We start from the raw sequence: 26982 nt of genomic DNA on the forward strand, positions 1-26982 counted from the left end.
TTGGTGTGTTCGCATCCACTATGCATCTTCTGAGACAACACACGAACAAACAAACACCAGCGGTTTGTGGTTGTTTCACAATGTTACGGCGGCCATAGCGGAGGGGAAACGCCCGGCCCCATTCCGAACCCGGAAGCTAAGCCCTCCAGCGCCAATGGTACTGCACCTTAATCAGTGTGGGAGAGTAGGACACCGCCGAACACAACTTCCACTGTGGCCCTTCACGACACCGTTCGTGAAGGGCCACAGTGCATTTCGCGGACATGCCACGAACTCGCGCAGCAGAAGAGTCAGCTCGGGCAGCGGTGTCAGTCAGAGCCCTTGGGCACGACGATCATCGGGACCGAGACCGCTCGGAAGATCTTCGCGGCGGTGGTGCCCAGGAACAACGTGTTCGGGGCGGCCAGCCGGCTCGACCCGACCATCACCAGATCACCGTCGTGCCATTCGAGCGTCCCGATCGCCTCTTCGATCGTGGCGCCTTGGGCGACGGTCGAGGTCACCGGGAAATGCTCCGGCAATTGCTTTCTCGCTTCATCGAGAGTGCGCTGAGCATGTCGTCGGGCAGATTCGATCGCGGCGTCCTCGGGGACGTTCCGCCAGGGCTGCATGTCGTCGATCGCGAGAATCGAGACCAGCCGGATGGGCCGGTGCGCCCGGATACCGCTGCGGATCGCGGTCTCGAACAACAGCGGAGCTCCCGGCCGGTCTCCGATCGTCACGGTGATCTCCCGAACCTCGTCGGCGCCCAGATGCGCGAACCCGGGCGGCGCGACCGCCACCGGGATCGGCGACGCATGCAGGATGTCGTTGACGACCGTCCCCAGCGTGTGGCGGCCCCGGATCCCTCCGCCGGCTCCGCCGATCACGAGAATGTCGGCGGCGGTGCGTCGTGCCTCGATGATGAGTCCCTCGGCGGGATTGGCGTGCTCGGCGATCGTCGTCGTGGTCTCGATGTCATCGGGGAGACGTGCGGCCGCCTCGTCGAGCCAGCGGCGTGCCGCGCTGTCCAGGGCGTCGGAGAGTCTCTCCACCGCGTCGTCGGCACCGGCCGGTTCCGGCGGGATGACGATGCAGATCTCGAGGTCGGCGTCGAATGTGCGTGCCAGGCACGCACCCAACGACACCGCGTCCTCGCCCCCGGAGGTGGCGATGTATGCGACGAGCAGCTTCATCGGTGCTCCCAACTGTCTCGGGGCGATCTCACTGGGCCCAGCCTAGTCACGTCCGTGCCCGATTCACGGTTGTTGTGTTCCTCGTGGCGTTCCCCATCGCGTCGGCTACCCGATCACCGCAGGACACGCTTAGATTGGGCCATGGAATCCCTCGTCGACGGCTATCTCCGTCACATCATGGACGAAGTCCGCGACGACCGGTCCGGCAACGTCGCCGACTACATCCCCGAACTGGCCGTGGTCGACCCCGAGGGATACGGATTGTCTCTGTGCGTCCATGACGGATACACGTACTCGCACGGGGACTCCTCCGCGACCTTCACCATCCAGTCGGTGTCGAAGCCGCTGACCTATGCGATGGCACTGCGGAAGCACGGCGTGACCGCGGTGGACGCCAAGATCGGCGTCGAACCGTCCGGTGAGGCCTTCAACGAGATCAGCGTCGACGATCGCCGCCGTCCGAAGAACCCGATGATCAATGCCGGTGCCATCTTCGCGGCGTCGATGCTGCTCCCGGCCTCCCGCGACGTGGGTCGCGTAGACGTCGAGGCGGCGTTCGCCGAGATCCTCGACTTCTACTCGGGCTGTGCGGGCAGGCAGCTCACGATGGACGAAGAGGTGTACACCTCCGAGTCGGCCACGGGTTCACGCAACCGCGCGATCGCCTACATGCTCGACAGCTTCGGTGCGCTCGAGACCGATCCGGACGCCGCGATCGACCTCTACTACCGGCAGTGCTCGATCCGCGTGACCACCGAGGATCTGGCCGGTATCGGCGCAACCATCGCCAACGGTGGCCTGAACCCACGCACCGGCCGCATGGTCTTCTCCTCCGAGATCGCGCAGCGTCTGCTCAGCGTGATGACCACCTGCGGCATGTACGACGGGGCGGGGGACTGGGTCACCTCGGTAGGACTGCCGGCCAAGAGCGGCGTCGGCGGCGGGATCCTCGCAGTCCTCCCCGGACAGCTGGGCATCGGCGTGTACTCGCCGCGACTCGACGAGCATGGCAACAGCGTCCGCGGCGTCGAGACGTGCCGGCACCTATCGAAGGACCTCGGTCTGCACATGTTCAACGTGACCCGCGAGAGCCGGGTGACGATCCGCTCGGTCTACGACCTGGCCGACACCCCGGTGAGTGCCGAATGGAGTGAACGCGAGCGCAGCTACCTCCGGACCTGCCGCGACAAGATCCGTGTCTACGAACTCCAGGGCGACCTGACGTTCGCCGGAGCCGAGAGCGTGCAGCGCCGCCTCGAGGCCGACATCGACCGCTACACGGTGGTCATCGTGGAGATCTCGCGTATCGGTGTCATCGATGCGGTCGCGCGGACGATGGTCCTCAGCATCAAGCGGCTACTCGACGACAGTGGACGCCGAGCCGCACTCGTCGATCCCGACGGCGTGGTGCGCGCCAGCGTGATCCGCCACCGCGCGGACGGCACCGCGCCCGACCTCGACGCCCCGGCGGACCTGAAGGGCTTCGATCCGGCACTGCCACACGTGCACGCGACGATGGAAGATGCCGTCATCGACGCGGAGACGTTCATGCTGAAGCACTACTACGATCAGTGAGTTCCACGTCGATGCCGGGGGAAGATGCCGTCATCGACGCGGAGACGTTGAGGCTGAAGCACTACTGCGATCAGTGAGCGGCGCGGGCGCGTGAGTTCGCCGCGGCCGATGCCCTAGGGTGGGCTCGTGCGTCTCGTCATCGCGGAGTGTCAGGTCGACTACGTCGGGCGGTTGACCGCCCATCTGCCCCTGGCCAAGCGCCTGCTGCTGATCAAGTCGGACGGTTCGGTGAGCGTGCACGCCGACGACCGCGCCTACAAACCGCTGAACTGGATGAGCCCGCCGTGCTGGCTCACCGAGGCCGCCGTGCCCGACGGCACCGCGGCGGAGGCGTACTGGGTCGTCACCAACAAGGCCGGTGAGGAACTCCGGATCACCATCGCATCGATCGAGCACGACTCGAACCATGAACTCGGCATCGACCCGGGTCTGGTCAAGGACGGCGTCGAGGCACATCTGCAGGAACTGCTCGCCGAACACGTGGAGACGCTGGGAGCCGGCCACACCCTCATTCGCCGCGAGTACATGACGGCGATCGGGCCGGTCGATCTGCTGTGTCGCGACGCCGCGGGCGGAACCGTTGCCGTCGAGATCAAACGCCGCGGCGAGATCGACGGCGTCGAGCAGCTGACGCGCTACCTGGAACTACTCAACCGCGACACCACTCTGGCCCCGGTGGCCGGCGTCTTCGCCGCACAGCAGATCAAGCCGCAGGCGCGGACGCTCGCCGAGGATCGTGGAATCCGTTGCGTCGTGCTGGATTACGAAGCCCTGCGCGGTGCGGAGAGCACGGAGTTCCGACTCTTCTGAGCTCCGCTCGGAGCAGTGCCGATCTGAGCTCCGGTCAGGCGTTGGCGCGGGCTTCCGGCGACAGCTTGCGATTGAGCAGTTCGAGGTCGTCGGTGTCGGAGAGCACGGTGTACTCGGAGTCCTCCGGCTGCGCCAGCAACTCGGGCAGTTCGTCGAGCTTGTCGCGGAGCTGACCCAGGTTGGCCGCGATCTCCTGACGGGCACGGTCGGCCGCGTGGGCCATCTCGCGGGATCGGCTCAGGCGTTCGCCGGCGATGTCGAGCGCCGTCTGACGGATGTGATTGGCCTCGTCGAGGGCCCGTTCGCGCTGGTCGGCGAGCTCGGCGTCGTGGCGTTCACGTTCGTCGGCGCGTTCGCGGGAGCTGATCGCCTCCAGCTCGGCGACCTCGGACTTCGCCTTCTCCACGATGCGGCGGGCCTCGTCGGCGGCCGCCTTCATCGTCTTGGTGTGCTCGGCCTCCATCGCCGCGGTGCGTTCAGCGATGAGACGCGCCGACTCGGACTCGTTGGCCGCGGCGGTCTCCTTGACCTGTCGGGCGCGCGCAGAGGCCTCGTCGACGAGCTTCTTCGCCGCAGCCTGCGCCTCGCTGCGGATCCGCTCGGCCTCGGCGGCCGCCTCCGATCGCATGTCGGCGGCCTCCTGACGGGCGATCGACAGCGTCTCGGCGGCTTCGGCCGAGGCCTCGGCACGCATCTCCGAGGCCTCGTCGGATGCGAGTTGCAGCATGCGCGAGAGACGTTCGCTCATACCCTGTGCGGTGGTCGGCGGTACCGAGAGTTTGTCGATCTCGCGCCGGAGTTCGGCGATCTCCTCGCGCGCCTCTTCCAGATGGGCGGCGAGTTCGTGTGCGTTGGCGGTGGCGGCGTCGCGATCCGCGGCGAGAACCCGCAGCTCGGCGTCGAGTCGCTGGAGATGGTCGGCGACCTGCTCACGGTCATAACCGCGCATCACGATCGCGAAGGGCAATTGCCGTGCGGGACCTGGCATGCGGGCCAGTGTATCGGAGACGGCCGGACCCTGAAGCGCGGTCGGACTCAGGCTCGGTGCCGGTGCCGGTGCCGGTGCCGGCGTTCTCGGCGACACGGCCTCCGGCGGCGGCGCGTGGACATCCACCAGGGCGTCCACGCGCCGGCGCCGGCGTTCGTCCCGGCGTGCCGGCCGCGAGCGAACGAGGAGGGATTCAGTAAGCGCCCGAACGGCTTTCGGTTCGGGCCGGGCGGTCGGTTCTCAGTGCGCGGCGTCGGCGGCCGGCTCGACGAGCTCGAGCAGGACGCCGCCCGCATCCTTGGGATGGACGAAGTTGATCCGGGAGTTCGCGGTGCCCCGCTTGGCGGCGGGGTAGAGGACGCGGACACCGGCCTCGGTGAGGCGGGCCATGACGGCGTCCACGTCGGTCACGCGCACCGCCAGCTGCTGCAGGCCGGGGCCGCTGCGGTCGATGAACTTCGCGATGGTCGACGACTCGTTCAGCGGGGCGAGCAGCTGGATGAGCGTGCCGCCGTCCGCCGGGCCGACCATGGCCTCCTCGACACCCTGCTCCTCGTTGGTCTCCTGGTGGAGCGTCTCGAAGCCGAGATGCGTCGCGTACCACTTCTTCGCGGCGTCGAGGTCGGGAACCGCGATGCCCACGTGGTCGATGGCCACGACCAGATCGGAGATCAGTGCGGTCGCGCCCTGGGGAGCGGCGGCGGGAGTGCTGGGGTCAGTTGCTGGGGAAGACATGAGACAACGGTAGCGTTGAGCCCAAGAGCGCACAGAGCGGGCGCTCGGTAGCTCCCCCGCAACACACCCCCCGGAGGTTCGTTTCATGTCCCCGAATGCCGACAACACCACGGTCATCGTCGCCGGCGCACGCACCCCCTTCGGCCGCCTCCTGGGCTCGCTGAAGGACTTCAGCGGCGTCGACCTCGGTGCGGTGGCGATCCAGGGTGCACTCGAGAAGTCCGGGGTCCCGGCCTCGGAGGTCCAGTACGTCATCATGGGCCAGGTGCTGACCGCGGGGGCGGGTCAGATGCCGGCTCGTCAGGCTGCCATCAAGGCCGGCATCGGCTGGGACGTCCCGACCCTGACCATCAACAAGATGTGCCTGTCGGGTATCGACGCCATCGCGCTCGCCGACCAGTTGATCCGCGCCGGGGAGTTCGACGTCGTCGTCGCCGGTGGCCAGGAGTCGATGACCCAGGCCCCGCACCTGCTGGCGGGCAGCCGCGGCGGCTTCAAGTACGGCAACACCGAACTCGTCGACCACCTGGCCTTCGACGGCCTGCACGACGCCTTCACCGATCAGCCGATGGGGGCGCTGACCGAGCAGGGCAACGACAAGGACGGCTTCACCCGCGAGCAGCAGGACGAATTCGCCGCCCGCAGCCACCAGCTCGCCGCCGCCGCCTGGAAGAACGGCGTGTTCGACGACGAGGTCGTGCCGGTCTCCATCCCGCAGCGCAAGGGTGACCCGATCCAGTTCGCCGAGGACGAGGGCATCCGCGCCAACACCACCGCCGAGTCGCTCTCGGGCCTGCGACCGGCGTTCCGCAAGGACGGCACCATCACCGCGGGCAACTCGTCGCAGATCTCCGACGGCGCTGCCGCTGTCGTGGTGATGAGCAAGGCCAAGGCCGAGGAGCTGGGCGTGACCTGGCTCGCCGAGATCGGTGCCCACGGCGTCGTCGCCGGACCGGACTCCAGCCTGCAGGCGCAGCCGGGCAATGCGATCGCCAAGGCCTGCGACCGCGAGGGCATCGCCCCCACCGACCTCGACCTCATCGAGATCAACGAGGCGTTCGCCGCGGTCGGCCTGGCCTCGACCCAGCAGCTCGGCGTCGACGCGGACAAGGTCAACGTCAACGGTGGCGCCATCGCCGTCGGCCACCCGATCGGCACCTCCGGCGCCCGTATCACCCTGCACCTCGCGCTCGAGCTGCAGCGTCGCGGTGGCGGCGTCGGCGCAGCCGCGCTGTGTGGTGCCGGCGGCCAGGGCGATGCGCTGATCATCCGCGTCCCGAAGGCCTGAGAGATCCGCTGAAGGAGACTTCTACGACACATTGTCGTAGAAGTCTCCGCCGGCAGGCACAATGGGGAACATGCTGTCTTTCTTCGACCTGACCACACCCGCCAAGCGCTTCCGCTTCGTCGCCGTGGCGGAAGCCATCACCTGGGCGTGGCTGATCGTCGGGATGATCCTCAAACGTGTCAACGACGACCCCGAGGCCATCGCGCTGCCCGGCGCCACCCACGGCGCCGTCTTCGTGATCTTCGTGATCGTCGCCTTGATCACGGCGTTCCAGCTCAAGTGGAATGCCGTGAAGTGGGAACTGCCCCTGGGCGGACGCCGCATCGGGATCCCCATCGTGACGCTGCTGGCGCTCGCATCGAGCGTCCCGCCCTTCGGCACGATCGTCTTCGAGTGGTGGGCCAAGCGCAACGGCCACCTCGCCGAACTCTCGGCCGGCCGGTCACCCCAGCAGGCGACCGCCTGATCCGGACGTGATCCATTGATCGTCGCATTCAGCCTCACGCCCTCGGGCGGAACCGCCGTCGACGCCGACGGCGGGATGAGTGCGGCGGTCGCGGCCGCCGTCGAGGTGGTGCGGGCCTCTGGACTCTCGCACCAGACCACCTCGATGTTCACCTATCTCGAGGGCGACTGGGACGAGGTGATGGCGGTGGTCAAGGCCGCTGCCGAGGCCGTCGCCGCCCATGCGCCGCGCGTCGGCCTCGTGCTCAAGGCCGACATCCGTCCCGGCCACACCGACGAACTGACCGGCAAGGTCGAACGGGTGGAACGCCACCTGGGTTCGGGCGCCTGAGTGCAGGTGCCCCAGACGACCGAACCTCGCCGATCCCGGCGGGCGGTCGCCTCGATCTTCGCCCTCAACGGCTTTCTCGCCGCCATGTGGGTGGCGCACATCCCGGTCATCAGCGACCGCACCGGCGTCGGCCACGACGAACTGGGCGGCCTGTTGCTGCTCCTGGGCGGCTCCGCTTTCGTCGGCATGCAGGTGTGCGGTCCGCTGATCGACCGCTGGGGTTCCCGGCCGCTCACCGTCGCCGCTGCGGTTGTGCTCGCGGCCGTCATCGTCACCCCGGTGCTGGCCGTCGACACGCTCACTCTCGGCGCCGCCCTCGCGGCCTTCGGTTTCGCCAACGGGTGCCTGGACGTGTCGATGAACGCCCAGGCGGTGGCCGTCGAGCGTGCCTACCGCCGGCCGATCATGTCGTCGTTCCACGGATGGTTCTCCTCGGGGAGCCTCGTCGGCTCCGGGGTGGTGGCGGCGACGCTGTGGGCCGACGTCGGGGTCGTGCCGACCGTCGCGTGTGCCGCCGTCGCCGGATTGGTGGTCGTCGCCGCGGTCGCGCGCGGTCTCGCCGGGCGCGACGAGAGGCCGACGACGTCGACGAACAACTCGTCTGGTTCGTCGTCGGGATCGACGTGGTGGGACGGCATCGACCGGCGACGGCTCGTCCTGCTCGCGATCGTCGCCTTCGGGCTCATGCTCGCCGAGGGCACCGCCTACGACTGGAGCGCCCTGCACGTCGTCGAGAGCTACGGGACCGGTGAGGCGATCGGAGCGATCGCCTTCGGCGCCTTCAGCGCGACCATGACGGTCTCGCGATTCGTCATCGATCCGGTGGTCGCCTCGGTGGGTGCGGTCCGCGTGGTGCGGGTCGGCGCACTCGTCGGCATCGTCGGCATGGCGATCGCGATCGTCTCGCCGGTGCCTGCGCTCGCCGTGGTCGGCTGGGCGGTCTTCGGTGTCGGACTCGCCGGGCTCATCCCGCAGATCTTCACCGCTGCGGGAAATCTCACCGACTCCGCGGGTGGCCGGACGATCTCGATCGTGGTCGGTTGCGGATACCTGGGAATGCTCGCCGGACCCGCCGTCGTCGGGTTCATCAGCAGCCGAACATCTCTGAACACCGGCCTGCTCGCGGCACTGGCCGCGCTGCTGCTCGCCGTGTGCCTCGCCGGGGTCGTCCGTCCGCCGCAACGACCGGTGTCCGCGCTGGGCGAACCTCGGTCGTCGCACCCGGGTGGTCGTGCCACACTAGAGGGGTGACGCGACCAACCAATCGTCAGCAGGCCGCCGCGGCGGCCCGTCAGCAGGCTGCTGCCGCCATGGCCATGACCGGTGCCGTCGATCTCGGCGGGATCAAGGACCGGGCCGAAGCTCAACGCGCCCAAGCCCAGCGCGCGCAGGCACAGCGAGACCCGGCCCAGTCCGATCGATCCGACGGTGCCCAACCCGGGACACCGCCTCCCGGTGCGCCGCCCGTGGCATCCGGTGCGAGCGTCATCGACGTCACCGAGGAGACCTTCGAGGCCGAGGTCCTCAACCGGTCGATGCAGCAGCTCGTCGTCGTCGACCTCTGGGCCGAATGGTGCGGGCCGTGCAAGCAGCTGTCGCCGGTCCTCGAACGCCTCGCCGCGCAGTCCGGCGGTCGCTGGGTGCTCGCCAAGGTCGACGTCGACGCGAATCCCCGTATCGCGCAGGCGTTCCGGGTGCAGTCGATCCCGATGGTCGTCGCGATCGTGCAGGGGCAGCCGGTCACCGCGTTCAACGGCGTCCGTTCCGAGGCCGAGATCACCAGCTGGATCGACGAGATCTTCGCCCAGGTCGGCAACGCGCTCCCGGACGCACCCGCGGGTGCTGCGGCCCCCGAGCCGGAGCAGTCCGATCCGCGCATGATCGCCGCCGAGGAGAAGCTCAACGACGGCGACTTCGACGGGGCACTTGCCGCATATCGCGCCGTCGCCGAAGCCGAACCCGAGAACGTCGAGGCGGCGTCGGCGGCACGGAACCTCGAGTTCATCCTGCGCGCGCAGGCCCACGACCCGAACATCGTCGAGACCGCGTCCCCGCGCGACGTCGACGCACAGCTCGCGGCCGCAGACGTCCTGCTGCTGTCCCAGCAGCCCGAGGCGGCCTTCGACCGGATCATCGACGTCGTCCGGGTCACCAACGGCGAGGAACGCACCCGGGCCCGGACACGGCTGCTGGAACTGTTCGAGCTCTTCGACCCGGCGGAGCCCTTCGTCGTGACTGCTCGACGGAAGCTGGCGAGCGCGCTCTACTGATCCGCACACCCACCCTTTTTCGGCAAATCCAGCACCCTCCGGGGTGGTGACTTTGCCGAAAAAGGGTGGGTGTGCGCGTTAGCGGGGAGCGAGCCAGATGGCGGAATTGGCCGGCAACATGACCCGCGCCGAGGCGGGGCGTCCGTGATACGACGGCCCGTCGGCGGTCACCGCTCCCAGGTTCCCCTTGCCCGCGCCGCTGTAGGCGTCGGCGTCGGTGTTGAGGATCTCCTCCCACACCCCGCCCTGCGGCAGCCCGATATGGTAGTCGACCCGGTCCGACCCGGAGAAGTTGAAGATGCAGGCGACAACCGATCCGTCCTCCCCGAACCGCAGGAAGCTGATCACGTTGTTCGCGGTGTCGTTGGCGTCGATCCACTCGTAGCCGAGGGGGGTGATGTCCTGCGTGTAGAGCGCGGGGGATGACCGGTAGATCCGGTTGAGGTCGGTGACCAGCGCCGATATGCCGGAGTGCAGTTCGCCCTCCCAGCCCTCGAGCTGGTGCCAGTCGAGGCTCCGGTTGTCGGCCCATTCGCCGGTCTGACCGAACTCCTGGCCCATGAACAGCAGCTGTTTGCCGGGATGCGACCACATGTACGCGAGGTACACGCGGGCGCCGGCCGCCTTGGTGAACGAATCGCCCGGCATACGCGTCCAGAGCGTGCCCTTGCCGTGGACCACCTCGTCGTGCGACAGCGGCAGCACGAAGTTCTCGCTCCATGCGTACATCAGCGAGAAGGTGATCTCGTGGTGATGGAAGCTTCGGTGCACCTGATCCCGCGACAGGTAGTCGAGGCTGTCGTGCATCCAGCCCATGTTCCATTTGAAGCTGAAACCGAGGCCGCCGAGATCGGTCATCCGGGTGACGCCCGGCCACGCGGTGGATTCCTCGGCGACGGTGATGACGCCGGGGAAGTGTTTGTGCACCGTCGCGTTGGTCTCCTGCAGGAACTGCACCGCTTCGAGGTTCTCGCGGCCACCGTGGATGTTGGGCCGCCACTGCCCGTCGGGACGTGAGTAGTCCAGATACAGCATCGAGGCGACGGCGTCGACGCGCAGTCCGTCGATGTGGAACTCGCCGAACCAGAACAATGCGTTGGCGACGAGGAAATTGCGTACCTCGTGGCGTCCGAAATCGAAGACGTAGGTGCCCCAGTCGAGTTGCTCGCCGCGCATCGGGTCGGCGTGCTCGTAGAGCGGGGTGCCGTCGAAGCGGGCGAGAGCCCACTCGTCCTTCGGGAAGTGCGCGGGCACCCAGTCGACGATCACCGCGATCCCGCGCGAATGCAGATGGTCGACGAGGTACCGGAAGTCGTCGGGGGTACCGAACCGGGCGGTCGGCGCGTAGTACGACGTCACCTGGTAGCCCCACGAACCGCCGAAGGGATGCTCGGCCACCGGGAGGAACTCGACGTGCGTGAAGCCCTTCTCCACGACGTAATCGGCGAGCTGGTGGGCGAGTTCGCGGTAGCCCAGGCCCTGACGCCACGACGCCAGGTGCACCTCGTAGATGCTCATCGGTTCGCGCTCGGGCGCGGAGCGCTCCCGGCGCGCGATCCAGGCGTCGTCGGACCAGACGTGCTGCGATCGCGTGACGACCGACGCCGTCGACGGTGGGGGTGTGGTCCGGTAAGCCATCGGATCGGCCTTGTCACGGATCACGCCGTCGGCGCCGTGCACCCGGAACTTGTAGTGCGCGCCGTCGCCGACGTCGGGGATGAACACTTCCCAGACACCGCTGACCCCGACCTTGCGCATGGGGGCCACGCGGCCGGTCCACCGGTCGAAATCCCCGATGACGGCCACGCCGTGGGCGTTGGGCGCCCAGACCGAGAACGCGGTGCCGGAGACCTCGCCGTCGGCGGTCGTGTACGAGACGACGCGGGCCCCGAGGGCCTCCCACAGCGTCTCGTGCCGGCCCTCGCTGAACAGGTGGATGTCGATGTCGCCGAGGCTCGGCAGGAATCGATAGCCGTCGGCGACGACGAACTCGGCGGTGCCGCCCGCACCGTCGGGGTAGACGATCCGGTAGCGGTAGTCCATCAGGTCGGCGATCGGCACCGTGACGACCCACAGGTCGTCGGTCTGGCGGGTCATGGGATGGTCGACGCCGCCGATGACCGCCGACACCGACAGGGCGTCGGGTCGTAGTGTGCGCAGGATCGTGCTGCCGCCCGGGGCGTCGTGCGCCCCGAGGAACGCATGCGGGTCGGGATGGGTCAGCGCGTCGAGCCGGCGCAGGTCGTGATCGGACGCCTCGGGGGCGGGGAGGGACCCGGCGGCGAGGGGTGTTCCCGGGGCGGCGGTGCCGGGGGTCGTGGGGGACTCGGGATCTCGACGATCGGTCACGGGCACCTCACTGGATTCGGTAGGCGAGTCGCGCTGCGGTGGCGGGGTCGAGCGGCGGGAGGGCCAGGATGTGGGCGACCGCGCGCCACGGCTCCAGCCGGACGTAGTTGTCCTGTCCCCACCAGTACTCCTCCCCGGTGACCTCGTCGCGGACCGGGAAGTGGTCGTACCACTCGAATCCGAGTGTGGGCAGGTCGAGCCAGACGGTGGAGTCCTCGGCGGCGAACGGGTTGAGGTTGACCACCACCACGACGCGGTCGCCCGAGACCGGATCGATCTTCGAATAGGCGATCAGCGATGGGTTCTCGACGTGGTGGAAGTGGATGTTCCGCAGTTGCTGCAGCGCCGGATGCCGACGGCGGATCTCGTTGAGCGAGGTGATCCACGGTTCCAGCGACTCACCGCGGCTCGTCGCCGCCTTGTAGTCGCGGGGACGCAGCTCGTACTTCTCGGAGTCCTGGTATTCCTCGCTGCCCTCGGCGACCGCGACGTGTTCGTAGAGTTCGTAGCCGCTGTAGACGCCCCAGGTCGGGGCCAGGGTCGCGGCCAGGGCAGCGCGGAGTGCGAACATGCCCGGGCCGCCGTGCTGCAGGCTGGCGTGCAGGATGTCGGGGGTGTTGACGAACAGGTTGGGACGCGCCTCATCGGCATGATCGGCCAGTTCGCGGCCGAACTGCTCGAGTTCCCACTTGGCCGTCTTCCACGTGAAGTACGTGTAGGACTGGGTGAATCCGAGGCGGGCGAGACCGTACAGACGAGCCGGGCGGGTGAACGACTCGGACAGGAACAGCACGTCCGGGTTCCGCTTCTTGACCTCGACGATCAGCCACTCCCAGAAGTTCGGCGGCTTGGTGTGCGGGTTGTCGACGCGGAAGATGTTCACGCCGAGGCCGACCCAGTGCAGGACCACCTGCAGCACGGCCCGATAGATGCCGTTGCGGTCCTCGTCGAAGTTCAGCGGGTAGATGTCCTGGTACTTCTTCGGCGGGTTCTCCGCGTAGGCGATCGTGCCGTCGGGCTGGATGATGAACCAGTCGGGGTGTTCGGTCGCCCAGGGATGGTCGGGTGCGCACTGCAGTGCGAGGTCGAGGGCGACCTCCAGTCCCAGCTCACGCGCCCGCCCGACGAAGTACTCGAAGTCCTCCTCGGAGCCCAGCTGCGGGTGGATCGCGTCGTGGCCGCCGTCCTTCGACCCGATGGCCCACGGCGAGCCGACGTCGTCGGGACCGGCGACCAGGGTGTTGTTGCGCCCCTTGCGATTGACCTCGCCGATCGGGTGGATCGGCGGGAGGTAGACGACGTCGAAGCCCATCCCGGCGATCCGCGGGAGGTCCTCGGCGGCGGTGAGGAAGGTGCCGTGCACCGGGTTGCCCTCGCCGTCCCAACCGCCGGTGGAGCGGGGGAAGAACTCGTACCAGGACCCGAAGAGGGCGCGGGTTCGGTCCACCCACACGCGGTAGGTGCGACTCTTGGTGACCAGTTCCCGGACGGGATTGTCGTGGAGCAGTTCGACGACCTCCTCGGAGATCGCCAGACTCACCCGGTTCTCGACCCGGCGGCGTCGTGCGCGGAGCAGACGCGCGGCGTCGAGCAGGAGTTCGCGGTACTCGTCGGCGATGTCCTCGGCGGCGCGGGTGAGGATGCGGGCGCCGGTCTCCAGGTCGTTGGCGAGGTCGGCGGCGCCCTGACCGGCGTCGAGCTTCTTGGTGACCGCCGAACGCCAGGTGGTGTACGGATCGCTCCAGGCCTCGATGCGATACGACCAGAATCCGACCGCGTCGGGGACGAACGCCGCGTTGAAGGTGTCCGGTTCGGGTGACGGGGTCATCCGGATGTCGAGGACGCCGCGACGCGGTGCCTCGACATGGAGCGTGACGCCGATCGCGTCGTGCCCTTCGCGCCACGCCGTGGTGCTGATCGGGAAGAACTCTCCCACAACGGCTTTCGCGGGCTGCTGCCCGGCCGAGACCAGGGGTGCGATGTCATCGATACCCATGCGCCCGATCACTCGAAGCCTCCTCTCGTCAGCTCCCGCGATTGGTCAGGGTGCGTTGTCGGTCTCGCCTGCGTTGGAATCACCGCTACCCAACCTAGTGCCCCGCGTGGGCGATTGTCTCGTCGTACACGGTCGCCGTGCCGGTCGTCTCGCGTCGGGCGTGCTCAGCCCACCGGACGCGGTGCGGCGGTGAGCCGGCTGAGGGCGGACCGGACGACGGCGGGATCGGTGGTCCGCCACATCGGAGGCAGCGAGGCGAGTAGGTAGCCCCCGTATCCGGCCGTCGCCAGCCGGGAGTCGAGCACCGCGACGACGCCACGGTCGTCGACCGAACGCAGCAGTCGGCCGGCGCCCTGCGCGAGCAGCAGCGCGGCATGATTCGCCGCCACGGACAAGAAGCCGTTGCCGCCCCGGGCGTCGACCGCGCGCTGCCGCGCGGTCAGCAGCGGATCGTCAGGGCGGGGGAACGGAATACGGTCGATGAGCACGAGGCTCAGCGACGGCCCCGGCACGTCGACGCCCTGCCAGAGCGACAGTGTGCCGAACAGGCAGGTCTCGGGATCCTCGGCGAAGCGTCTGACGAGGGTCGAGGTGGTGTCGTCGCCCTGACACAGCACCGGGTACTCGCAGCGCTCCCGGATCGCCTCGGCCGCCTCGCGGGCAGCGCGCATCGACGAGAACAGCCCCAGCGTGCGCCCGCCGGCGGCATCCACGAGCTGGGCGATCTCGTCCATCGTCCGCGGAGCGATACCCGAGCGATCGGGCCGGGGCAGGTGCCGGGCCACGTAGAGGATCGCCGACTTCGGATAGTCGAACGGGGAGCCCGCGTCGAGACCCGTCCAGCGCGCCGAACCCGAATCGGAGGGAACCGCCTTGCCACTGGCCGTGACGTTGCGGGCGGCCGTCGGGTCGGGGCCCGGTTCGTCGCCCGGCTCGTCGGCGGCGGGACGGTCGGTGCCCCGCCCGGAGGCGGGTAGACCCCAGGTCGCGGCAAGGGCGTCGAAGGAACCGCCGATGGTCAGGGTCGCGGAGGTCAGGACGACCGTCGAATTGGCGAACAGCGACGCGCGGAGCAGCCCGCCGACCGACAGCGGCGCGATGTGCAGCACCGGACGGGGTTCGGCGCCGCGTCGGGAGGTGTCGAGGCCGACCCACACCACGTCGCGGCGTTTGGACTCGTCGGGTTCGTCGAAGGCGCCGAGGACGCGGACGACCGTGTCGTGCATGTCGTCGAGCGAGGTGAGGGCCGCCGACCGTGCGGCGGCCGCGCCGTCGTCGCCGGCACCGGGCGCGCGCACCGGGCCGATCGCGGTCCGGGTCTGCCACAACCGGTCACGCAGCATCACCAGAACGGACGTGGCGTCGGGCGGCAGCTGCGTCCACTGTGTCTTCGGCGCCGTCTCCAGGAGTTCCCCGAGTTGCTCACCGGCACCGAGGAGGGCGTCGGCGGTCTCCTCGTCGACGAGTTTGCCGACGCGCCGGGAGACGAGGGTGATCGAGGCCGCCGACAGTTCGTCGGTCGCCACCGAGGTCATCCGGTCGACGAGTTCGTGGGCCTCGTCGATGATCACGACGTCGTGCTCGGGCAGAACGTTGGCCGGGCTCGTCGCGTCGATCGCCAGCAGGGCGTGGTTGGTGACCACCACGTCGACCTTGCCGGACTGGCGGCGGGCCTGTTCGGCGAAGCAGTCCTCGCCGTAGGAACAGTTGGCGGCACCGAGGCATTCACGCGCGGACACACTGACCTGTCGCCAGGCGCGGTCGGCGACACCGGGCACGAGGTCGTCGCGGTCACCGGTCTCGGTGTCGCTGCTCCACTCGCGCAGCCGGGTGACCTCGCGTCCGGTGCGGGACAACTCGAACGGATCGAACAGCTCGGTGTCCGGCTCGTCGGCGGCCCCCGAATGGATCTTGTTGAGGCACAAGTAGTTTCCGCGACCTTTGAGGATCGCGAAGGTGGGTTTGCGGCCGACGGGCTTCGCGAGGGCGCCGGCGAGACGGGGGAGGTCACGCTCGATCAGCTGCCGCTGCAGGGCGATCGTCGCCGTCGACACCACCACGGTCCGTCCGGTCTCGACCGCATGGCGGATGGCCGGCACGAGGTACGCCAGCGACTTTCCGGTGCCGGTCCCGGCCTGTACGGCGAGATGTTCGCCGGTGTCGATGGCGTGTGCGACGGCCGAGGCCATGGCTACCTGACCGTCACGGCGACGACCGCCGAGCGCGGAGACCGCGGTGTCGAGCAGTTCGGTCACCGGGGGAGTGTTCGGCATGTGGTGTTCCGGGGTCCTCGTTCGAGATGGTGCGAGATGGGGTGTGTGAGTTTCAGACGGATCCGCGGGCTCGACGGTTCCCTCGGGACTAACCCGTGCCGCTCGAGCCGTCGTAGAGCAGGTCGCCCACCAGCTCGACCCCCGCCTCGCGCATGCTCTTCAGTGCGTCGGAGGTGGTCGCCGCCCCGACGCCCGCGGTGAAATTGAGCAGCACCCGCGTCGTGAATCCGGCCGCCACCGCATCGAGTGCCGTCGCGCGGACACAGTGATCGGTGGTCAGTCCCGCGATGTCGATGCTGGAGATCTTGTGGTCGCGCAGCCACTGTTCGAGGCTCGTGCCGTCGTCCGTGACACCCTCGAAGCCGGAGTACGCAGCGGCGTACTCACCTTTCGAGAATGTCTCTCGCGCTGCGGTGGAATCGAATTCGGGGTGGAAGGCAACGCCGTCGGTGCCGACCACGCAATGCGGCGGCCAGGTGTCGACGTAGTCGGGTTCGTCGGAGAAGTGATCACCCGGATCGATGTGGTGATCGCGTGTCGCGACGACCGTCCGGTACTCGTCGAGGATCTTGGTGATCGCCCGGGCCACCGCCGCACCACCGTTGACCGCGAGGGAACCGCCCTCACAGAAGTCGTTCTGGACGTCGACGACGACCAAGGCGTCGGCCGGTTTGGTGCCGTCGCTGCGTTCGCTGTTCATCTGCTACCCCCTGGCGGATCGAATCGTGTTGCTCGTCAGCGGAGCTGGTATCGGGTCGGCACCGCCGGGTCCCCGTGCGAGAGGCCGAGGCCCTCCCACGGCAGGCTCACCAGCCCTGCGGCGAGATGGGCGCGCGCGTCGGTCAGCGAAGGCAGCGATGCCACCGGCTCCCCGCCGCGAACCAGCGGAATCTGCAGGTCCCGCAGTTGGAGACCGCCCTCGGCGTCGGGGCGTGGTCCCTCGGCACGGTAGACGATCTCTTCCACGATCGTCCCACTGGCACGTGCGGCTCGCACCGCCGCCTTCGCTCCGCCACGCGACTCCTTGTGGCTCGACCGCTTCGCGACGGCAAGCCCGTCGACCTCGACGAGCTTGTAGACCATGCCCGCGGTCGGTGCACCGCTGCCGGTGACCAGCGAGGTCCCGACGCCGTAGGTGTCGACCGGTTCGGCGCGCAGCGAGGCTATCGCGTACTCGTCGAGGTCGCCGGACACCACGATCTTGGTGTCGGTGGCGCCGAGGTCGTCGAGTTGCGTGCGTACCTGCCGGGCGAGCACGCCGAGATCTCCGGAGTCGATGCGAACCGCACCGAGTCCGGGGCCGGCGACCTCGATGGCGTTGCGCACGCCCTGGGTGATGTCGTAGGTGTCCACCAGCAAGGTGGTGCCGACGCCGAGCGCCTCGATCTGTGCGGTGAACGCGGCCTTCTCGTCGGGACCGTCCGGTCCGGAGAAGCCGAGGGTGAAGGCGTGCGCGGCGGTTCCCGCGCTGGGGACGCCGAAACGGCGGTTCGCCTCGAGATTCGACGTCGCGGCGACGCCGGCCAGGTACGCGGCACGGGCGCTCGCGACCGCGGCGCGCTCGTGGGTGCGTCGGGAACCCATCTCGATGATCGGCCGGGACCCGGCGGCGCTGACCATCCGGGCGGCGGCCGAGGCGATCGCGCTGTCGTGGTTGAGGATCGACAGGATCAGCGTCTCGAGCAGTACGGCCTCGGCGAAGGGCGCACGGACGGTGAGGATCGGAGAGCCGGGGAAGTAGAGCTCGCCCTCGCGGTAGCCGTCGATGTCCCCGGAGAACCGGTAGTCGCGCAGCCACGCGACGGTCTCGGCGTCGAGGAACTTCTCCACGACGGCGATCTCCTCGTCGCCGAAACGGAACTCGGCGAGCTCGGCGAGGACGCGTCCGGTGCCCGCGACGACGCCGTACCGGCGGCCGTCGGGGAGTCGTCGGGCGAACACCTCGAACACGCACGACCGGTGTGCGACCGGGTGGCGGAGAGCCGCTGCGACCATGGTCAGTTCGTACTGATCGGTCAGCAGCGCGGTGTTGTCGATGCTCACTGTCGCGTTACCCTTGTCTCCATGGCGCCTGACGAAACTCGTGCGCACGAGGCTACCCCCGGCGGTACCGCGGTTGCCGAACCCGCGGTGGCGGACGGCGCGGCGGATCTCGACAAACCCTGGATGACCGTCGTGTGGGACGATCCCGTCAATCTGATGCGGTATGTGACCTTCGTCTTCCAGAAGATCTTCGGCTACTCGGAGTCACGTGCCAATCAGTTGATGATGCAGGTGCACACCGAGGGCAAGGCCGTGGTCTCCAGCGGCGACCGCGACAAGGTCGAGGGTGACGTGCGCAAACTGCACGCGGCCGGCCTGTGGGCCACCATGCAGCGCGATTCATGACCGGGTTCGCATTTCTGCCGCCCGAGCGCGGACCGGGTTCGACGGTGCTGACGGGGTCGACGGTGGGGAGACACTGAAGCGTGCGCACCTGGAAACGCAAGGGCCGCGGCGCGTCGATTCGGATCACCTCCCAGCTCGACGCGCACGAGGTCGAGCTGCTCGCGTCGCTGGTCTCCTCGATGTGCGAGCTGCTCACCGAACGCGCCGACACCGCACCGCGCGATGCGCTGTCGGACGTCACCGGTATCCGGGTCGGCCATGCCGACACACCCGACGACGCCACGCTCGGGCGTCTCCTGCCGGACTTCCATCGCCCCGATCAGGACCGGGAACTCTCCGCCGAGGTGGTGAACGGTCGCCTCAACTCGGCGCTGCGCAGCGTCAACGAGCCGAAGATCATCGACGCCAAACTCGCTGCGGCGCAGGTTCTTCTCGACACCCTGCCCGACGGGGGCGGCGACCTCGCACTCACCGTCGAGCAGGCGACCGCCTGGCTGACCGCCCTCAACGACGTCCGCCTCGCCCTCGGGGCGATGCTCGGGATCTCCGAGGACACCCCCGACCGGTTGCCGCCCGATCATCCGCACGCCGCGCATCTCGGCGTCTATCACTGGCTGACGGTGATGCAGGATCTGCTCGTCGAAGCGGTGATGTGACCTACGATCCACGGTGACACCGCTCCATTCGGGAGCTTTGTCCGAGTTCTCCGTGCTGCGGGTCGGGACAGATGAGAGCAGAGGTGTACGTGACCACCATCGGACGACCCGCCCGCCCGGGCGACCGCATCACCGACGTCGCCGGGATCACCGTCGGGCACCGTCATCGTGTCGACGCCGACGCGCAGGTCTCCGGTACCGCCGACACACCCGACGGCCACGGCTGGGCGACCGGGACGACGGTCGTGCGGATCTCGGGATCCGCTGCAATCGCCGCCGTCGACGTGCGGGGCGGTGGTCCGGGCACCCGTGAGACCGACCTCCTCGATCCGTCGAACACCGTGCAGACCGCGCACGCCATCGTGCTCAGCGGCGGCAGCGCCTACGGTCTCGCAACCGCCGACGGCGCGATGCGCGCCCTCGAGGCCGAGGGGGTCGGGCTGCCGATGGACACCCGGGGACATTTGGTGCCCATCGTGCCGGCCGCGGTCATCTTCGATCTCCCGGTCGGCGCGTGGGATCACCGGCCCGACGCCGACTTCGGCGCCGAGGCGGTCCGCGCCGCCGGTGCCGATTTCGCGGTCGGCAGTGTGGGGGCCGGCGCCGGTGCACGTGCCGGCGCGCTGAAAGGTGGTGTGGGCAGCGCATCGGTGACGATCCCGACGGGTCCGGCCGCAGGTGTCACCGTCGGCGCGCTGATGGTCGCCAACCCGGTCGGCGCCGTCATCGACCCGCAGAGCGGCCTGCCGTGGGATCTCGGTGAGGATGACCTCGACCGCCTGGGCCTGAGGCGTCCGGAGGCCGGCGACATCGCACGGCTGGCCGACCTCGCGGAGAAACACACCGTGCTCAACACGACGATCGGAGTCGTCGCCACCGATGCCGCACTCGATGCCGCGATGACCCAGCGAATCGCCATGGCCGGCCACGACGGTCTCGGCCGCGCCATCCGCCCGGCCCACTCACCGCTCGACGGCGACACCATCTTCGCCGTCTCCACCGGTGCGGTGCGGCCGGAGTCGATCGACCCGGCGTTCGCCTCACCGCCCGGCATGCATCCGGACGCGGCGGTCATCGCCGAGATCTGCCGATGCGCGGCCGGCGTCGTTCAGCGAGCCATCGTCGACGCCGTACTCGCCGCCGAGACGGTGGCGTCCATCCCCACCTACGCGCAGGCTGCGCCGTCGGCGTTCGTCTGAACGGCCCGCCCCGGACTCACCGACGGTGACACCGGTCATAGGTGAATGCGGAATAGGCGTTCGCGCCGCGGCGTTCCCTCTCGGGACATGTGCGACGACCTGTCGCCGACCCCTCCGTGCCCTGCCCACCGGGGCCCGCGTCTGCGAAGGAGAACGGGACACCGATGCTCAAGATCGATCAGGAACTCGTCGACGCGATGGTCGCGCATGCGCGCGCCGATCATCCGGACGAGGCGTGCGGGGTGATCGCGGGGCCGGAGGGTTCCGAGGACCCGCAGCGATTCATCCCGATGATCAACGCGGAACGGTCGCCCACGTTCTACCGGTTCGATTCGGCCGAGCAGCTGTCCGTGTGGCGCGAGATGGACCGTCGCGACGAGGAACCGGTGGTGATCTACCACTCGCACACCGCGACCGAGGCCTACCCGAGCCGCACCGACATCTCCTACGCCGGCGAGCCCGGCGCGCACTATGTGCTGGTGTCCACCCGGGACCCGGAGACCGCCGAGATCCGTAGCTATCGCATCGTCGACGGCACGGTCACCGAAGAAGAGATCGAGATCAGGAGCTGAATATGCCCGTCACCGTGTCCATCCCGACGATCCTGCGGACCCACACCAACGGCGCCAAGCGCGTCGAGGGGTCCGGGACGACGCTCGCCACGCTGATCGACGACCTGGAGTCGGGCAACCCCGGGCTCAAGGAGCGACTCGTCGCCCCGGCTGAGAACGGCACCGCGAAACTGCACCGCTTCGTCAACATCTACGTCAACGACGAGGACGTCCGGTTCTCCGGTGGTCTCGACACCTCCATCGACGACGGTGACGAGGTGACCATCCTGCCCGCGGTCGCCGGCGGCTGCTGAGCGTGACCCGCTACGACTCGCTCATCGACTCGGTCGGCAACACCCCGCTGATCGGCCTCCCGCGGCTGTCCCCGCGCTGGGACGACTCGGCCGACGGGCCCCACGTGCGACTCTGGGCCAAACTCGAGGACCGCAACCCGACCGGCTCCATCAAGGACCGCCCCGCGCTGCGCATGATCGAGCAGGCCGAACGCGACGGGCTGCTGCACGAGGGTTCGACGATCCTCGAACCCACCAGTGGCAACACCGGGATCTCGCTGGCGATGGCCGCGAAACTCAAGGGCTACCAACTGATCTGCGTGATGCCCGAGAACACCTCCGAGGAGCGTCGGTCGCTGTTGCGCATGTTCGGCGCGAAGATGATCTCCTCGCCGGCCGCGGGCGGATCGAACACCGCGGTGGCCGTGGCCAAGAAGCTGGCATCGGAGAACCCCGACTGGGTGATGCTGTACCAGTACGGCAACGTCGCGAACATCGCCGCCCACTACGAGGGGACCGGCCCGGAGCTCTTCGCCGACCTCCCGGAGATCACCCACTTCGTCGCGGGACTGGGCACCACCGGGACGCTGATGGGCGTCGGACGCTTTCTGCGTGAACGCAATCCGGAGATCGAGATCGTCGCGGCCGAACCCCGCTACGGCGACGAGGTGTACGGCCTGCGCAACATCGACGAGGGATTCATCCCGGAGCTCTACGACGAATCGGTGTTGACGCGCCGGTTCTCGGTCACCGGCGTCGACGCGGTCGCCCGGGTGCGTGAACTGATCGACCTCGAGGGAATCTTCGCGGGCATCTCCACCGGCGCGATCCTGCAGGCCGCGCGCGGTATCGGCCGGCGGGCCATGAAGGAGGGCTCGCGCGCCGACATCGGCTTCGTGGTGCCCGACGCGGGGTGGAAGTATCTGTCGACCGGGGTCTACGAAGGTAGCCTGGACGACGCGGAGCAGGCACTCGAAGGTCAGCTCTGGGCGTGACCGGCCCCCGGGACGCCATCCACAAGAGTCGAGACCCGAAGAGAAAATGGCCATGACGTCGTACACCTCACCGGTCGGGCAGGAGCCGCAGCGGCGCTCCCGCCCGCTCTGGTTGCGTTCGTTGATCACCACCGTGTGCATCATCGCGGCGCTGTTCGTCATCGAGCTGATCGACGCGGCCACCCGGTACGACCTCGACTCCAACGGGATCGAGCCCCGCCAGGTCGACGGACTCGACGGCATCCTCTGGGCGCCGATGCTGCACGCCGACTGGGAGCACCTGTTCGCCAACCTCATGCCCGGGGCGGTGCTCTGTTTCCTGGTGCTGATGACCCAGCGGTTCCTCGTCGTCACCGGCATCATCTGGGTGATCTCCGGTCTGGGAGTGTGGCTCTTCGCCGCGCCCTACTCGATCACCGTGGGCGCGTCGGGCATCATCTTCGGCTGGCTCACCTTCCTCGTCGTGCGCGGACTGTTCAACCGCGACCTGTGGCAGATCCTCGGCGGCGTGGTGCTTTTCCTGATCTACGGCTCGATCCTCTGGGGCGTGCTGCCGACGAATCCGCTCGTCTCGTGGCAGGCGCATCTGTTCGGCGCGATCGCCGGCGTGCTCGCCGCCTGGTTCCTCGCCGCGCGTGACCGCAAGAAGCGGCAGCGCACCGTGACCCCGGGGGTGGCGTCATAGCCGCACAACCCACGGCGCCCGTCTGGGCCGCCGATCCCGAGGCACCCATCGGGATCTTCGACTCCGGCGTAGGCGGTCTGACCGTCGCCCGCGCCATCATGGACCTGCTGCCCGACGAGGACATCGTCTACATCGGCGACACCGCGAACGGCCCATACGGGCCGCTGACGATCCCCGAGATCCGCAAGCACGCCCTCGCGATCGGCGACGATCTGGCCGAGCGGGGTGTCAAGGCGATCGTCATCGCCTGCAACACCGCATCGGCCGCATGCCTACGCGACGCGCGTGAGCGATACGCGCCGATCCCGGTGATCGAGGTCGTGCTCCCCGCGGTGCGTCGTGCGGTGGTCGCCACCAAGAACGGCCGGATCGGTGTGCTCGGCACCGAGGCGACGATCGCCTCACGCGCATACGAGGATTCGTTCGCCGCCGCCCGTGACGCGGTGATCACCGCCGTACCCTGCCCGCGCTTCGTCGACTTCGTCGAACGCGGGATCACCAGCGGGCGGCAGATCCTGGGTCTGGCGCAGGGCTACCTCGAACCCCTCCAGCAGGCCGGCGTCGACACGGTCGTACTCGGCTGCACCCACTACCCGCTGCTGACCGGGGTCCTGCAGCTCGCGATGGGCGACGAGGTGACGCTGGTGTCCAGCGCCGAGGAGACGGCCAAGGACCTCTTCCGCGTCCTCACCGAGAAAGACCTGCTGCATCCGCACACCGGCCGGGAGGCGTCGCGCGTATTCCAGGCGACCGGCGACCCGGAGATGTTCGCGAGATTGTCGCGACGGTTCCTCGGGCCGGTCGTCGGTGCCGTGCAGCACCTTTAGCCGACTCGGGCAATCTTCGCGGCTCACTTGTGACCCGGTAACCCGACAGCAGAAGGCGCGGGCATGGCACAGTAGGGCGTATGCGTCTCACGGTCCTCGGATGTTCGGGCAGTGTGGGCGGTCCGGGGGCGGCGTGCTCGGGCTACCTGCTCTCCGTCCCCGGCGAGCAGCCGGTGCTGCTGGACTGCGGACCGGGGGTGTTCGGCGAGCTGCAGCGGGTCACCGATCCGAACAGCGTCGCGGTGGTGCTCAGCCACCTGCACGCCGACCATTGTCTGGACCTGCCGGCGATGCTCGTCTGGCGACGCTATGCACCGTCGCCGGCGAAGGAACGTGCGCCTCTCTACGGCCCACCGGGCACCGCGCTACGGATCGGTTACGGCTCGTCGGAGTATCCCGGCCAGGTCGACGACATCACCGACACCTTCGACGTCCAGGAGTGGCACGACGGTCTCGAGGTGACCCTCGGGGGCATGCGGATCAAGGCGATGAACGTCAACCACCCCCCGTCCACATTCGGGCTGCGCATCACCGGGCCGGAGGGTCAGGTCATCGCCTACAGCGGTGACACCGCTCCCTGCGACGAACTCATCGACCTCGCCGCCGACGCCGACCTGTTCCTGTGCGAGGCGTCGTGGACGCACTCGCCATCGGAACGCCCACCGGATCTCCATCTGTCGGGGATCGAGGCGGGGGAGGCCGCGACGAAGGCGAATGTGCGGGCGCTGGCGATCACTCACGTGGCGCCGTGGACGGATTCGGCGGAGATCCTCGCCGAGGCGCGCCGTACGTTCTTCGGGCCGGTCGATCTGGTCCGGCAGGGACAGGTCATCGACCTGCTCTAGGGCGCCCTGCGTCAGTGGGTCACAGTCGAGTGGGTCATGAGGCGTCCGACCGTGGTCGTTACAGTTGGACCCGTGACCACACGAGCTGACGGCCGAGCCGACGACGAACTGCGTCCCATCTCCTTCACCCGCGGCTTCACCAGCCATCCCGCGGGATCGGTGCTGGTGGAGTTCGGGCAGACCCGCGTGATGTGCACCGCGAGCGTGACCGAGGGCGTGCCGCCGTGGCGCCGCGGATCGGGACTGGGCTGGCTGACCGCCGAGTACTCGATGCTCCCGGCGGCGACGCACGAGCGGAACAAGCGCGAATCGGTCAAGGGCTCGATCGGCGGCCGGACCCACGAGATCAGCCGACTCGTCGGGCGGTCCCTGCGGGCCTGCATCGATCTCGCCGCCCTGGGGGAGAACACCATCGCCCTCGACTGCGACGTCCTGCAGGCCGACGGCGGCACCCGCACCGCCGCGATCACCGGTGCCTACGTGGCTCTCGCCGACGCCGTCACCTACCTCCGGGCAGCCGGCAAACTGTCTGACCCCCAACCGCTTTCGTGTGCCATCGCCGCGGTGAGCGTGGGTGTCGTCGACGGCCGTGTCCGCCTGGACCTGCCCTACGAAGAAGACTCGCGGGCCGAGGTCGACATGAACGTCGTCGCCACCGACGCCGGTACCCTCGTCGAGGTGCAGGGCACCGGAGAGGGGGCGACCTTCGCACGGTCGACGCTCGATGCGCTCCTCGACGTCGCCGCGGTCGGCACACAGAAGCTCTTCGAGGCGCAGCGTGCGGTGCTCGCCGAGCCGTACCCGGGTCAGCTTCCGGGCAACGCCTGATGTCGAAGGTCCTGCTCGCGAGCCGTAACCGCAAGAAGCTCGCCGAACTGCAGCGCGTCGTCGACGCCGCGGGGATCACCGGACTGCAGATCCTCGGTCTCGACGATGTGCCCGAGTACCCCGAGGAACCCGAGGACGGTGCGACCTTCGAGGAGAACGCGCTGATCAAAGCACGCTCGGGCGTGCGCGCCACCGGGTTGCCCTGTCTCGCGGACGATTCCGGGATCTCGGTGGACGCGCTGAACGGTATGCCCGGGGTGCTGTCGGCGCGCTGGTCGGGCAGGCACGGCGACGACCATGCCAACAATGCCCTGCTACTGGCCCAGCTGTCGGACACCCCGGACGAACGACGCGGTGCGGCGTTCGTGTCGGCATGCGCGCTGGTGCTGCCGGACGGGACCGAGACGGTCGTGCGCGGGGAGTGGCGCGGGCGGGTGCTGCGGGCCGAGCGCGGACCGAACGGTTTCGGCTACGACCCGCTGTTCGCGCCCGATGACGAGCCGGCGGCGGGCCGGTCGTCGGCCGAACTCACCCCGGAGGAGAAGGACTCGCTGAGTCACCGCGGCAAAGCACTGGCACAGCTGGTGCCCGCCCTGCGGGAGCTGGCCGCTAGAGGTTGAACTGCGCCTTCACTTCCCGGGTGCGCTTGTGCTCGAACCAGAACGACAGGAACGGGATGGTGCCGGCGATCGCGGTGATGATCGTCTTGCCCGCGGGCCAACGCACCTTGATCGCCAGGTCGACCGCCATGATCAGGTAGACGAAGTAGACCCATCCGTGGACGATCGGCACGAAGTCGAGCGCCTTGTTGTCGAAGCCGTACGCCAGGATCAGTTCGGCGACGAGCAGCAGCAGCCAGACGCCGGTGATCCAGGCCAGGACGCGGTACCTCAACAGGGCCCCACGGACCTTCTCCACCGGGGCGGTGCGGGCAGAAGCGGTGGATGCGGTCTCGGTCACTGCGGGCCTTTCGATGACGGGGCGTCGGTGGTGTCGGCCGATCTGAGCTCGGCCAGATAGCGGTTGTATTCGATGAGCGCTGCGTCCTTGACCGGATCGTGGTCGGTCGCCAGAGACGACGCGCTCGGCGTGGTCGGGCGCTCGGGGAGGATGCCCTCGGGGATCTCGGCCGCGGCACGCGCGTCCGCCGCGGCCTTACGTGCTTCCTCCGGGTCGCTCTCGAGGACGACGAAGCGTCGGTAGGCGTAGATCACGGCGATCGCGAAGGCGGGCCACTGCAAGGCGTAACCGAGGTTCTGGCCGCTGCCGGATGACGACTCGAAGCGCGACCACTGCCACCAGGCGAGGATCAGACACGCCGCCGCGGCGACCACGGTCAGCACCACGAGAGCAGGCCGGTGCGTGCGACGGGGGGACGAGGACATACCTTTCAAGGTACCTGGCCTGCGATGATCAGAACGCGGCCGGTAGGGTGGTCGCCGTTACAGTGCAGAGCCCGG

At 68.7% G+C, this 26982-nt stretch carries 28 protein-coding genes and 1 rRNA gene; 19 read left to right on the forward strand and 10 right to left on the reverse strand.

Features of this window, described 5'->3' with window-relative positions:
- Positions 1-84 precede the first annotated feature (84 nt).
- A 5S ribosomal RNA gene (gene rrf, locus IHQ52_RS12375) occupies positions 85-201 on the forward strand.
- A 107-nt stretch (positions 202-308) separates the two neighbouring features.
- Here the strand turns inward: rrf and IHQ52_RS12380 are convergent.
- Entirely contained in the window at positions 309-1175 is an 867-nt protein-coding gene (locus IHQ52_RS12380; protein WP_006437871.1) for a universal stress protein, read from the reverse strand.
- 141 nt (positions 1176-1316) lie between these two features.
- On the opposite strand from IHQ52_RS12380, the gene glsA reads away from it, so the two are divergent.
- Both glsA and nucS read left to right on the forward strand, forming a co-directional pair.
- Entirely contained in the window at positions 1317-2750 is a 1434-nt protein-coding gene (glsA, locus tag IHQ52_RS12385) for a glutaminase A (protein WP_006437872.1), read from the forward strand.
- 126 nt (positions 2751-2876) lie between these two features.
- Positions 2877-3560 (forward strand): endonuclease NucS, encoded by a 684-nt coding sequence (gene nucS, locus IHQ52_RS12390; protein WP_006437873.1) that lies wholly within the window; start codon positions 2877-2879, stop codon positions 3558-3560.
- 34 nt (positions 3561-3594) lie between these two features.
- On the opposite strand, the gene IHQ52_RS12395 is transcribed toward nucS, so the two are convergent.
- Both IHQ52_RS12395 and mce read right to left on the reverse strand, forming a co-directional pair.
- Positions 3595-4548, reverse strand: coding sequence for a coiled-coil domain-containing protein (locus IHQ52_RS12395; RefSeq protein ID WP_040004948.1), 954 nt, complete (start codon positions 4546-4548; stop codon positions 3595-3597).
- Between the two features lie 240 nt (positions 4549-4788).
- Positions 4789-5283, reverse strand: a complete 495-nt coding sequence (gene mce / locus IHQ52_RS12400) for a methylmalonyl-CoA epimerase (RefSeq protein ID WP_006437875.1) — start codon at positions 5281-5283, stop codon at positions 4789-4791.
- An 85-nt stretch (positions 5284-5368) separates the two neighbouring features.
- Here mce and IHQ52_RS12405 point away from each other — a divergent pair, with 85 nt between their 5' ends.
- The 5 genes from IHQ52_RS12405 (at position 5369) to IHQ52_RS12425 (ending at position 9637) form a co-directional block, all read left to right on the forward strand.
- Positions 5369-6571 carry an acetyl-CoA C-acetyltransferase gene (locus IHQ52_RS12405; RefSeq protein ID WP_006437876.1) on the forward strand — a complete coding sequence of 401 codons (1203 nt, stop codon included), beginning with the start codon at positions 5369-5371 and terminating at the stop codon, positions 6569-6571.
- 70 nt (positions 6572-6641) lie between these two features.
- Positions 6642-7037: a DUF3817 domain-containing protein gene (locus tag IHQ52_RS12410; RefSeq protein WP_024499500.1), complete on the forward strand. Its 396-nt coding sequence runs from the start codon at positions 6642-6644 to the stop codon at positions 7035-7037.
- Positions 7038-7052: 15 nt separating this feature from the next.
- Positions 7053-7367, forward strand: coding sequence for a thiamine-binding protein (locus IHQ52_RS12415; protein WP_006437878.1), 315 nt, complete (start codon positions 7053-7055; stop codon positions 7365-7367).
- Entirely contained in the window at positions 7368-8618 is a 1251-nt protein-coding gene (locus tag IHQ52_RS12420; protein WP_182154679.1) for an MFS transporter, read from the forward strand. It begins immediately after the preceding gene.
- 59 nt (positions 8619-8677) lie between these two features.
- Positions 8678-9637 (forward strand): tetratricopeptide repeat protein, encoded by a 960-nt coding sequence (locus IHQ52_RS12425; RefSeq protein ID WP_006437880.1) that lies wholly within the window; start codon positions 8678-8680, stop codon positions 9635-9637.
- Between the two features lie 78 nt (positions 9638-9715).
- Here the strand turns inward: IHQ52_RS12425 and glgB are convergent, their stop codons facing one another.
- The 5 genes from glgB to IHQ52_RS12450 all read right to left on the reverse strand — a co-directional run bounded on the left by glgB (position 9716) and on the right by IHQ52_RS12450 (position 18298).
- Complete coding sequence (gene glgB / locus IHQ52_RS12430; RefSeq protein WP_374978468.1) at positions 9716-11986, reverse strand: 1,4-alpha-glucan branching protein GlgB; 2271 nt, start codon at positions 11984-11986, stop codon at positions 9716-9718.
- A 7-nt stretch (positions 11987-11993) separates the two neighbouring features.
- Positions 11994-13994, reverse strand: coding sequence for a maltotransferase domain-containing protein (locus tag IHQ52_RS12435; protein WP_006437882.1), 2001 nt, complete (start codon positions 13992-13994; stop codon positions 11994-11996).
- A 152-nt stretch (positions 13995-14146) separates the two neighbouring features.
- The gene (locus IHQ52_RS12440; RefSeq protein WP_182154677.1) at positions 14147-16255 is read right to left on the reverse strand and encodes an ATP-dependent DNA helicase; all 2109 of its coding nucleotides are present in this window, start codon (positions 16253-16255) and stop codon (positions 14147-14149) included.
- 88 nt (positions 16256-16343) lie between these two features.
- A complete protein-coding gene (locus IHQ52_RS12445; RefSeq protein ID WP_006437884.1) occupies positions 16344-16955 on the reverse strand; it encodes an isochorismatase family protein in 612 nt (203 codons plus the stop codon).
- A 35-nt stretch (positions 16956-16990) separates the two neighbouring features.
- Complete coding sequence (locus tag IHQ52_RS12450; RefSeq protein ID WP_182154675.1) at positions 16991-18298, reverse strand: nicotinate phosphoribosyltransferase; 1308 nt, start codon at positions 18296-18298, stop codon at positions 16991-16993.
- Between the two features lie 21 nt (positions 18299-18319).
- On the opposite strand from IHQ52_RS12450, the gene clpS reads away from it, so the two are divergent.
- The 11 genes from clpS (at position 18320) to rdgB (ending at position 26142) form a co-directional block, all read left to right on the forward strand.
- A complete protein-coding gene (gene clpS, locus IHQ52_RS12455) occupies positions 18320-18643 on the forward strand; it encodes an ATP-dependent Clp protease adapter ClpS (protein WP_006437886.1) in 324 nt (107 codons plus the stop codon).
- Positions 18644-18723: 80 nt separating this feature from the next.
- The gene (gene aosR / locus IHQ52_RS12460) at positions 18724-19299 is read left to right on the forward strand and encodes an oxidative stress transcriptional regulator AosR (protein ID WP_006437887.1); all 576 of its coding nucleotides are present in this window, start codon (positions 18724-18726) and stop codon (positions 19297-19299) included.
- Positions 19300-19388: 89 nt separating this feature from the next.
- Positions 19389-20498, forward strand: a complete 1110-nt coding sequence (locus IHQ52_RS12465; RefSeq protein ID WP_182154673.1) for a P1 family peptidase — start codon at positions 19389-19391, stop codon at positions 20496-20498.
- A 164-nt stretch (positions 20499-20662) separates the two neighbouring features.
- A complete protein-coding gene (locus tag IHQ52_RS12470; RefSeq protein ID WP_006437889.1) occupies positions 20663-21070 on the forward strand; it encodes a M67 family metallopeptidase in 408 nt (135 codons plus the stop codon).
- 2 nt (positions 21071-21072) lie between these two features.
- Positions 21073-21363: a MoaD/ThiS family protein gene (locus tag IHQ52_RS12475; RefSeq protein ID WP_006437890.1), complete on the forward strand. Its 291-nt coding sequence runs from the start codon at positions 21073-21075 to the stop codon at positions 21361-21363.
- A gap of 2 nt (positions 21364-21365) precedes the next feature.
- Positions 21366-22337 carry a PLP-dependent cysteine synthase family protein gene (locus tag IHQ52_RS12480; protein ID WP_238063493.1) on the forward strand — a complete coding sequence of 324 codons (972 nt, stop codon included), beginning with the start codon at positions 21366-21368 and terminating at the stop codon, positions 22335-22337.
- 52 nt (positions 22338-22389) lie between these two features.
- Positions 22390-23022, forward strand: coding sequence for a rhomboid family intramembrane serine protease (locus tag IHQ52_RS12485; RefSeq protein WP_024498172.1), 633 nt, complete (start codon positions 22390-22392; stop codon positions 23020-23022).
- Between the two features lie 98 nt (positions 23023-23120).
- On the forward strand, positions 23121-23849 hold the full coding sequence (murI, locus tag IHQ52_RS12490) for a glutamate racemase (protein WP_006437893.1): 729 nt from the start codon (positions 23121-23123) through the stop codon (positions 23847-23849).
- Positions 23850-23929: 80 nt separating this feature from the next.
- Positions 23930-24694: a cyclic nucleotide-degrading phosphodiesterase gene (locus IHQ52_RS12495; RefSeq protein WP_238063495.1), complete on the forward strand. Its 765-nt coding sequence runs from the start codon at positions 23930-23932 to the stop codon at positions 24692-24694.
- A gap of 72 nt (positions 24695-24766) precedes the next feature.
- The gene (gene rph / locus IHQ52_RS12500; RefSeq protein ID WP_006437895.1) at positions 24767-25522 is read left to right on the forward strand and encodes a ribonuclease PH; all 756 of its coding nucleotides are present in this window, start codon (positions 24767-24769) and stop codon (positions 25520-25522) included.
- Positions 25522-26142: an RdgB/HAM1 family non-canonical purine NTP pyrophosphatase gene (gene rdgB / locus IHQ52_RS12505; protein ID WP_006437896.1), complete on the forward strand. Its 621-nt coding sequence runs from the start codon at positions 25522-25524 to the stop codon at positions 26140-26142. The genes rph and rdgB overlap by 1 nt, the downstream gene beginning before the upstream one ends.
- Here rdgB and IHQ52_RS12510 read toward each other — a convergent pair.
- Together IHQ52_RS12510 and IHQ52_RS12515 are read right to left on the reverse strand one after the other, a co-directional pair.
- A complete protein-coding gene (locus IHQ52_RS12510; protein ID WP_006437897.1) occupies positions 26132-26482 on the reverse strand; it encodes a DUF3817 domain-containing protein in 351 nt (116 codons plus the stop codon). The genes rdgB and IHQ52_RS12510 overlap by 11 nt on opposite strands.
- Positions 26479-26907, reverse strand: a complete 429-nt coding sequence (locus tag IHQ52_RS12515) for a hypothetical protein (protein WP_006437898.1) — start codon at positions 26905-26907, stop codon at positions 26479-26481. Before IHQ52_RS12515 ends, IHQ52_RS12510 begins: the two co-directional genes overlap by 4 nt.
- Between the last annotated feature and the right edge of the window lie 75 nt (positions 26908-26982).

Source organism: Gordonia amicalis (assembly GCF_022059885.1).
Lineage (GTDB): Bacteria > Actinomycetota > Actinomycetes > Mycobacteriales > Mycobacteriaceae > Gordonia > Gordonia amicalis.

Bases quoted from the DNA above. Each gene is read 5' to 3' on its own strand.
- IHQ52_RS12380 (WP_006437871.1), bottom strand. From the start codon at position 1,175: ATGAAGCTGCTCGTCGCATACATCGCCACCTCCGGGGGCGAGGACGCG.
- IHQ52_RS12470 (WP_006437889.1), top strand. From the start codon at position 20,663: ATGCTCAAGATCGATCAGGAACTCGTCGACGCGATGGTCGCGCATGCG.
- murI (WP_006437893.1), top strand. From the start codon at position 23,121: ATGGACCTGCTGCCCGACGAGGACATCGTCTACATCGGCGACACCGCG.
- IHQ52_RS12485 (WP_024498172.1), top strand. From the start codon at position 22,390: ATGACGTCGTACACCTCACCGGTCGGGCAGGAGCCGCAGCGGCGCTCC.
- IHQ52_RS12495 (WP_238063495.1), top strand. From the start codon at position 23,930: ATGCGTCTCACGGTCCTCGGATGTTCGGGCAGTGTGGGCGGTCCGGGG.
- mce (WP_006437875.1), bottom strand. From the start codon at position 5,283: ATGTCTTCCCCAGCAACTGACCCCAGCACTCCCGCCGCCGCTCCCCAG.
- IHQ52_RS12475 (WP_006437890.1), top strand. From the start codon at position 21,073: ATGCCCGTCACCGTGTCCATCCCGACGATCCTGCGGACCCACACCAAC.
- IHQ52_RS12440 (WP_182154677.1), bottom strand. From the start codon at position 16,255: ATGCCGAACACTCCCCCGGTGACCGAACTGCTCGACACCGCGGTCTCC.
- IHQ52_RS12410 (WP_024499500.1), top strand. From the start codon at position 6,642: ATGCTGTCTTTCTTCGACCTGACCACACCCGCCAAGCGCTTCCGCTTC.
- IHQ52_RS12445 (WP_006437884.1), bottom strand. From the start codon at position 16,955: ATGAACAGCGAACGCAGCGACGGCACCAAACCGGCCGACGCCTTGGTC.
- rdgB (WP_006437896.1), top strand. From the start codon at position 25,522: ATGTCGAAGGTCCTGCTCGCGAGCCGTAACCGCAAGAAGCTCGCCGAA.
- IHQ52_RS12395 (WP_040004948.1), bottom strand. From the start codon at position 4,548: ATGCCAGGTCCCGCACGGCAATTGCCCTTCGCGATCGTGATGCGCGGT.
- clpS (WP_006437886.1), top strand. From the start codon at position 18,320: ATGGCGCCTGACGAAACTCGTGCGCACGAGGCTACCCCCGGCGGTACC.
- glsA (WP_006437872.1), top strand. From the start codon at position 1,317: ATGGAATCCCTCGTCGACGGCTATCTCCGTCACATCATGGACGAAGTC.
- IHQ52_RS12405 (WP_006437876.1), top strand. From the start codon at position 5,369: ATGTCCCCGAATGCCGACAACACCACGGTCATCGTCGCCGGCGCACGC.
- IHQ52_RS12515 (WP_006437898.1), bottom strand. From the start codon at position 26,907: ATGTCCTCGTCCCCCCGTCGCACGCACCGGCCTGCTCTCGTGGTGCTG.
- IHQ52_RS12425 (WP_006437880.1), top strand. From the start codon at position 8,678: ATGGCCATGACCGGTGCCGTCGATCTCGGCGGGATCAAGGACCGGGCC.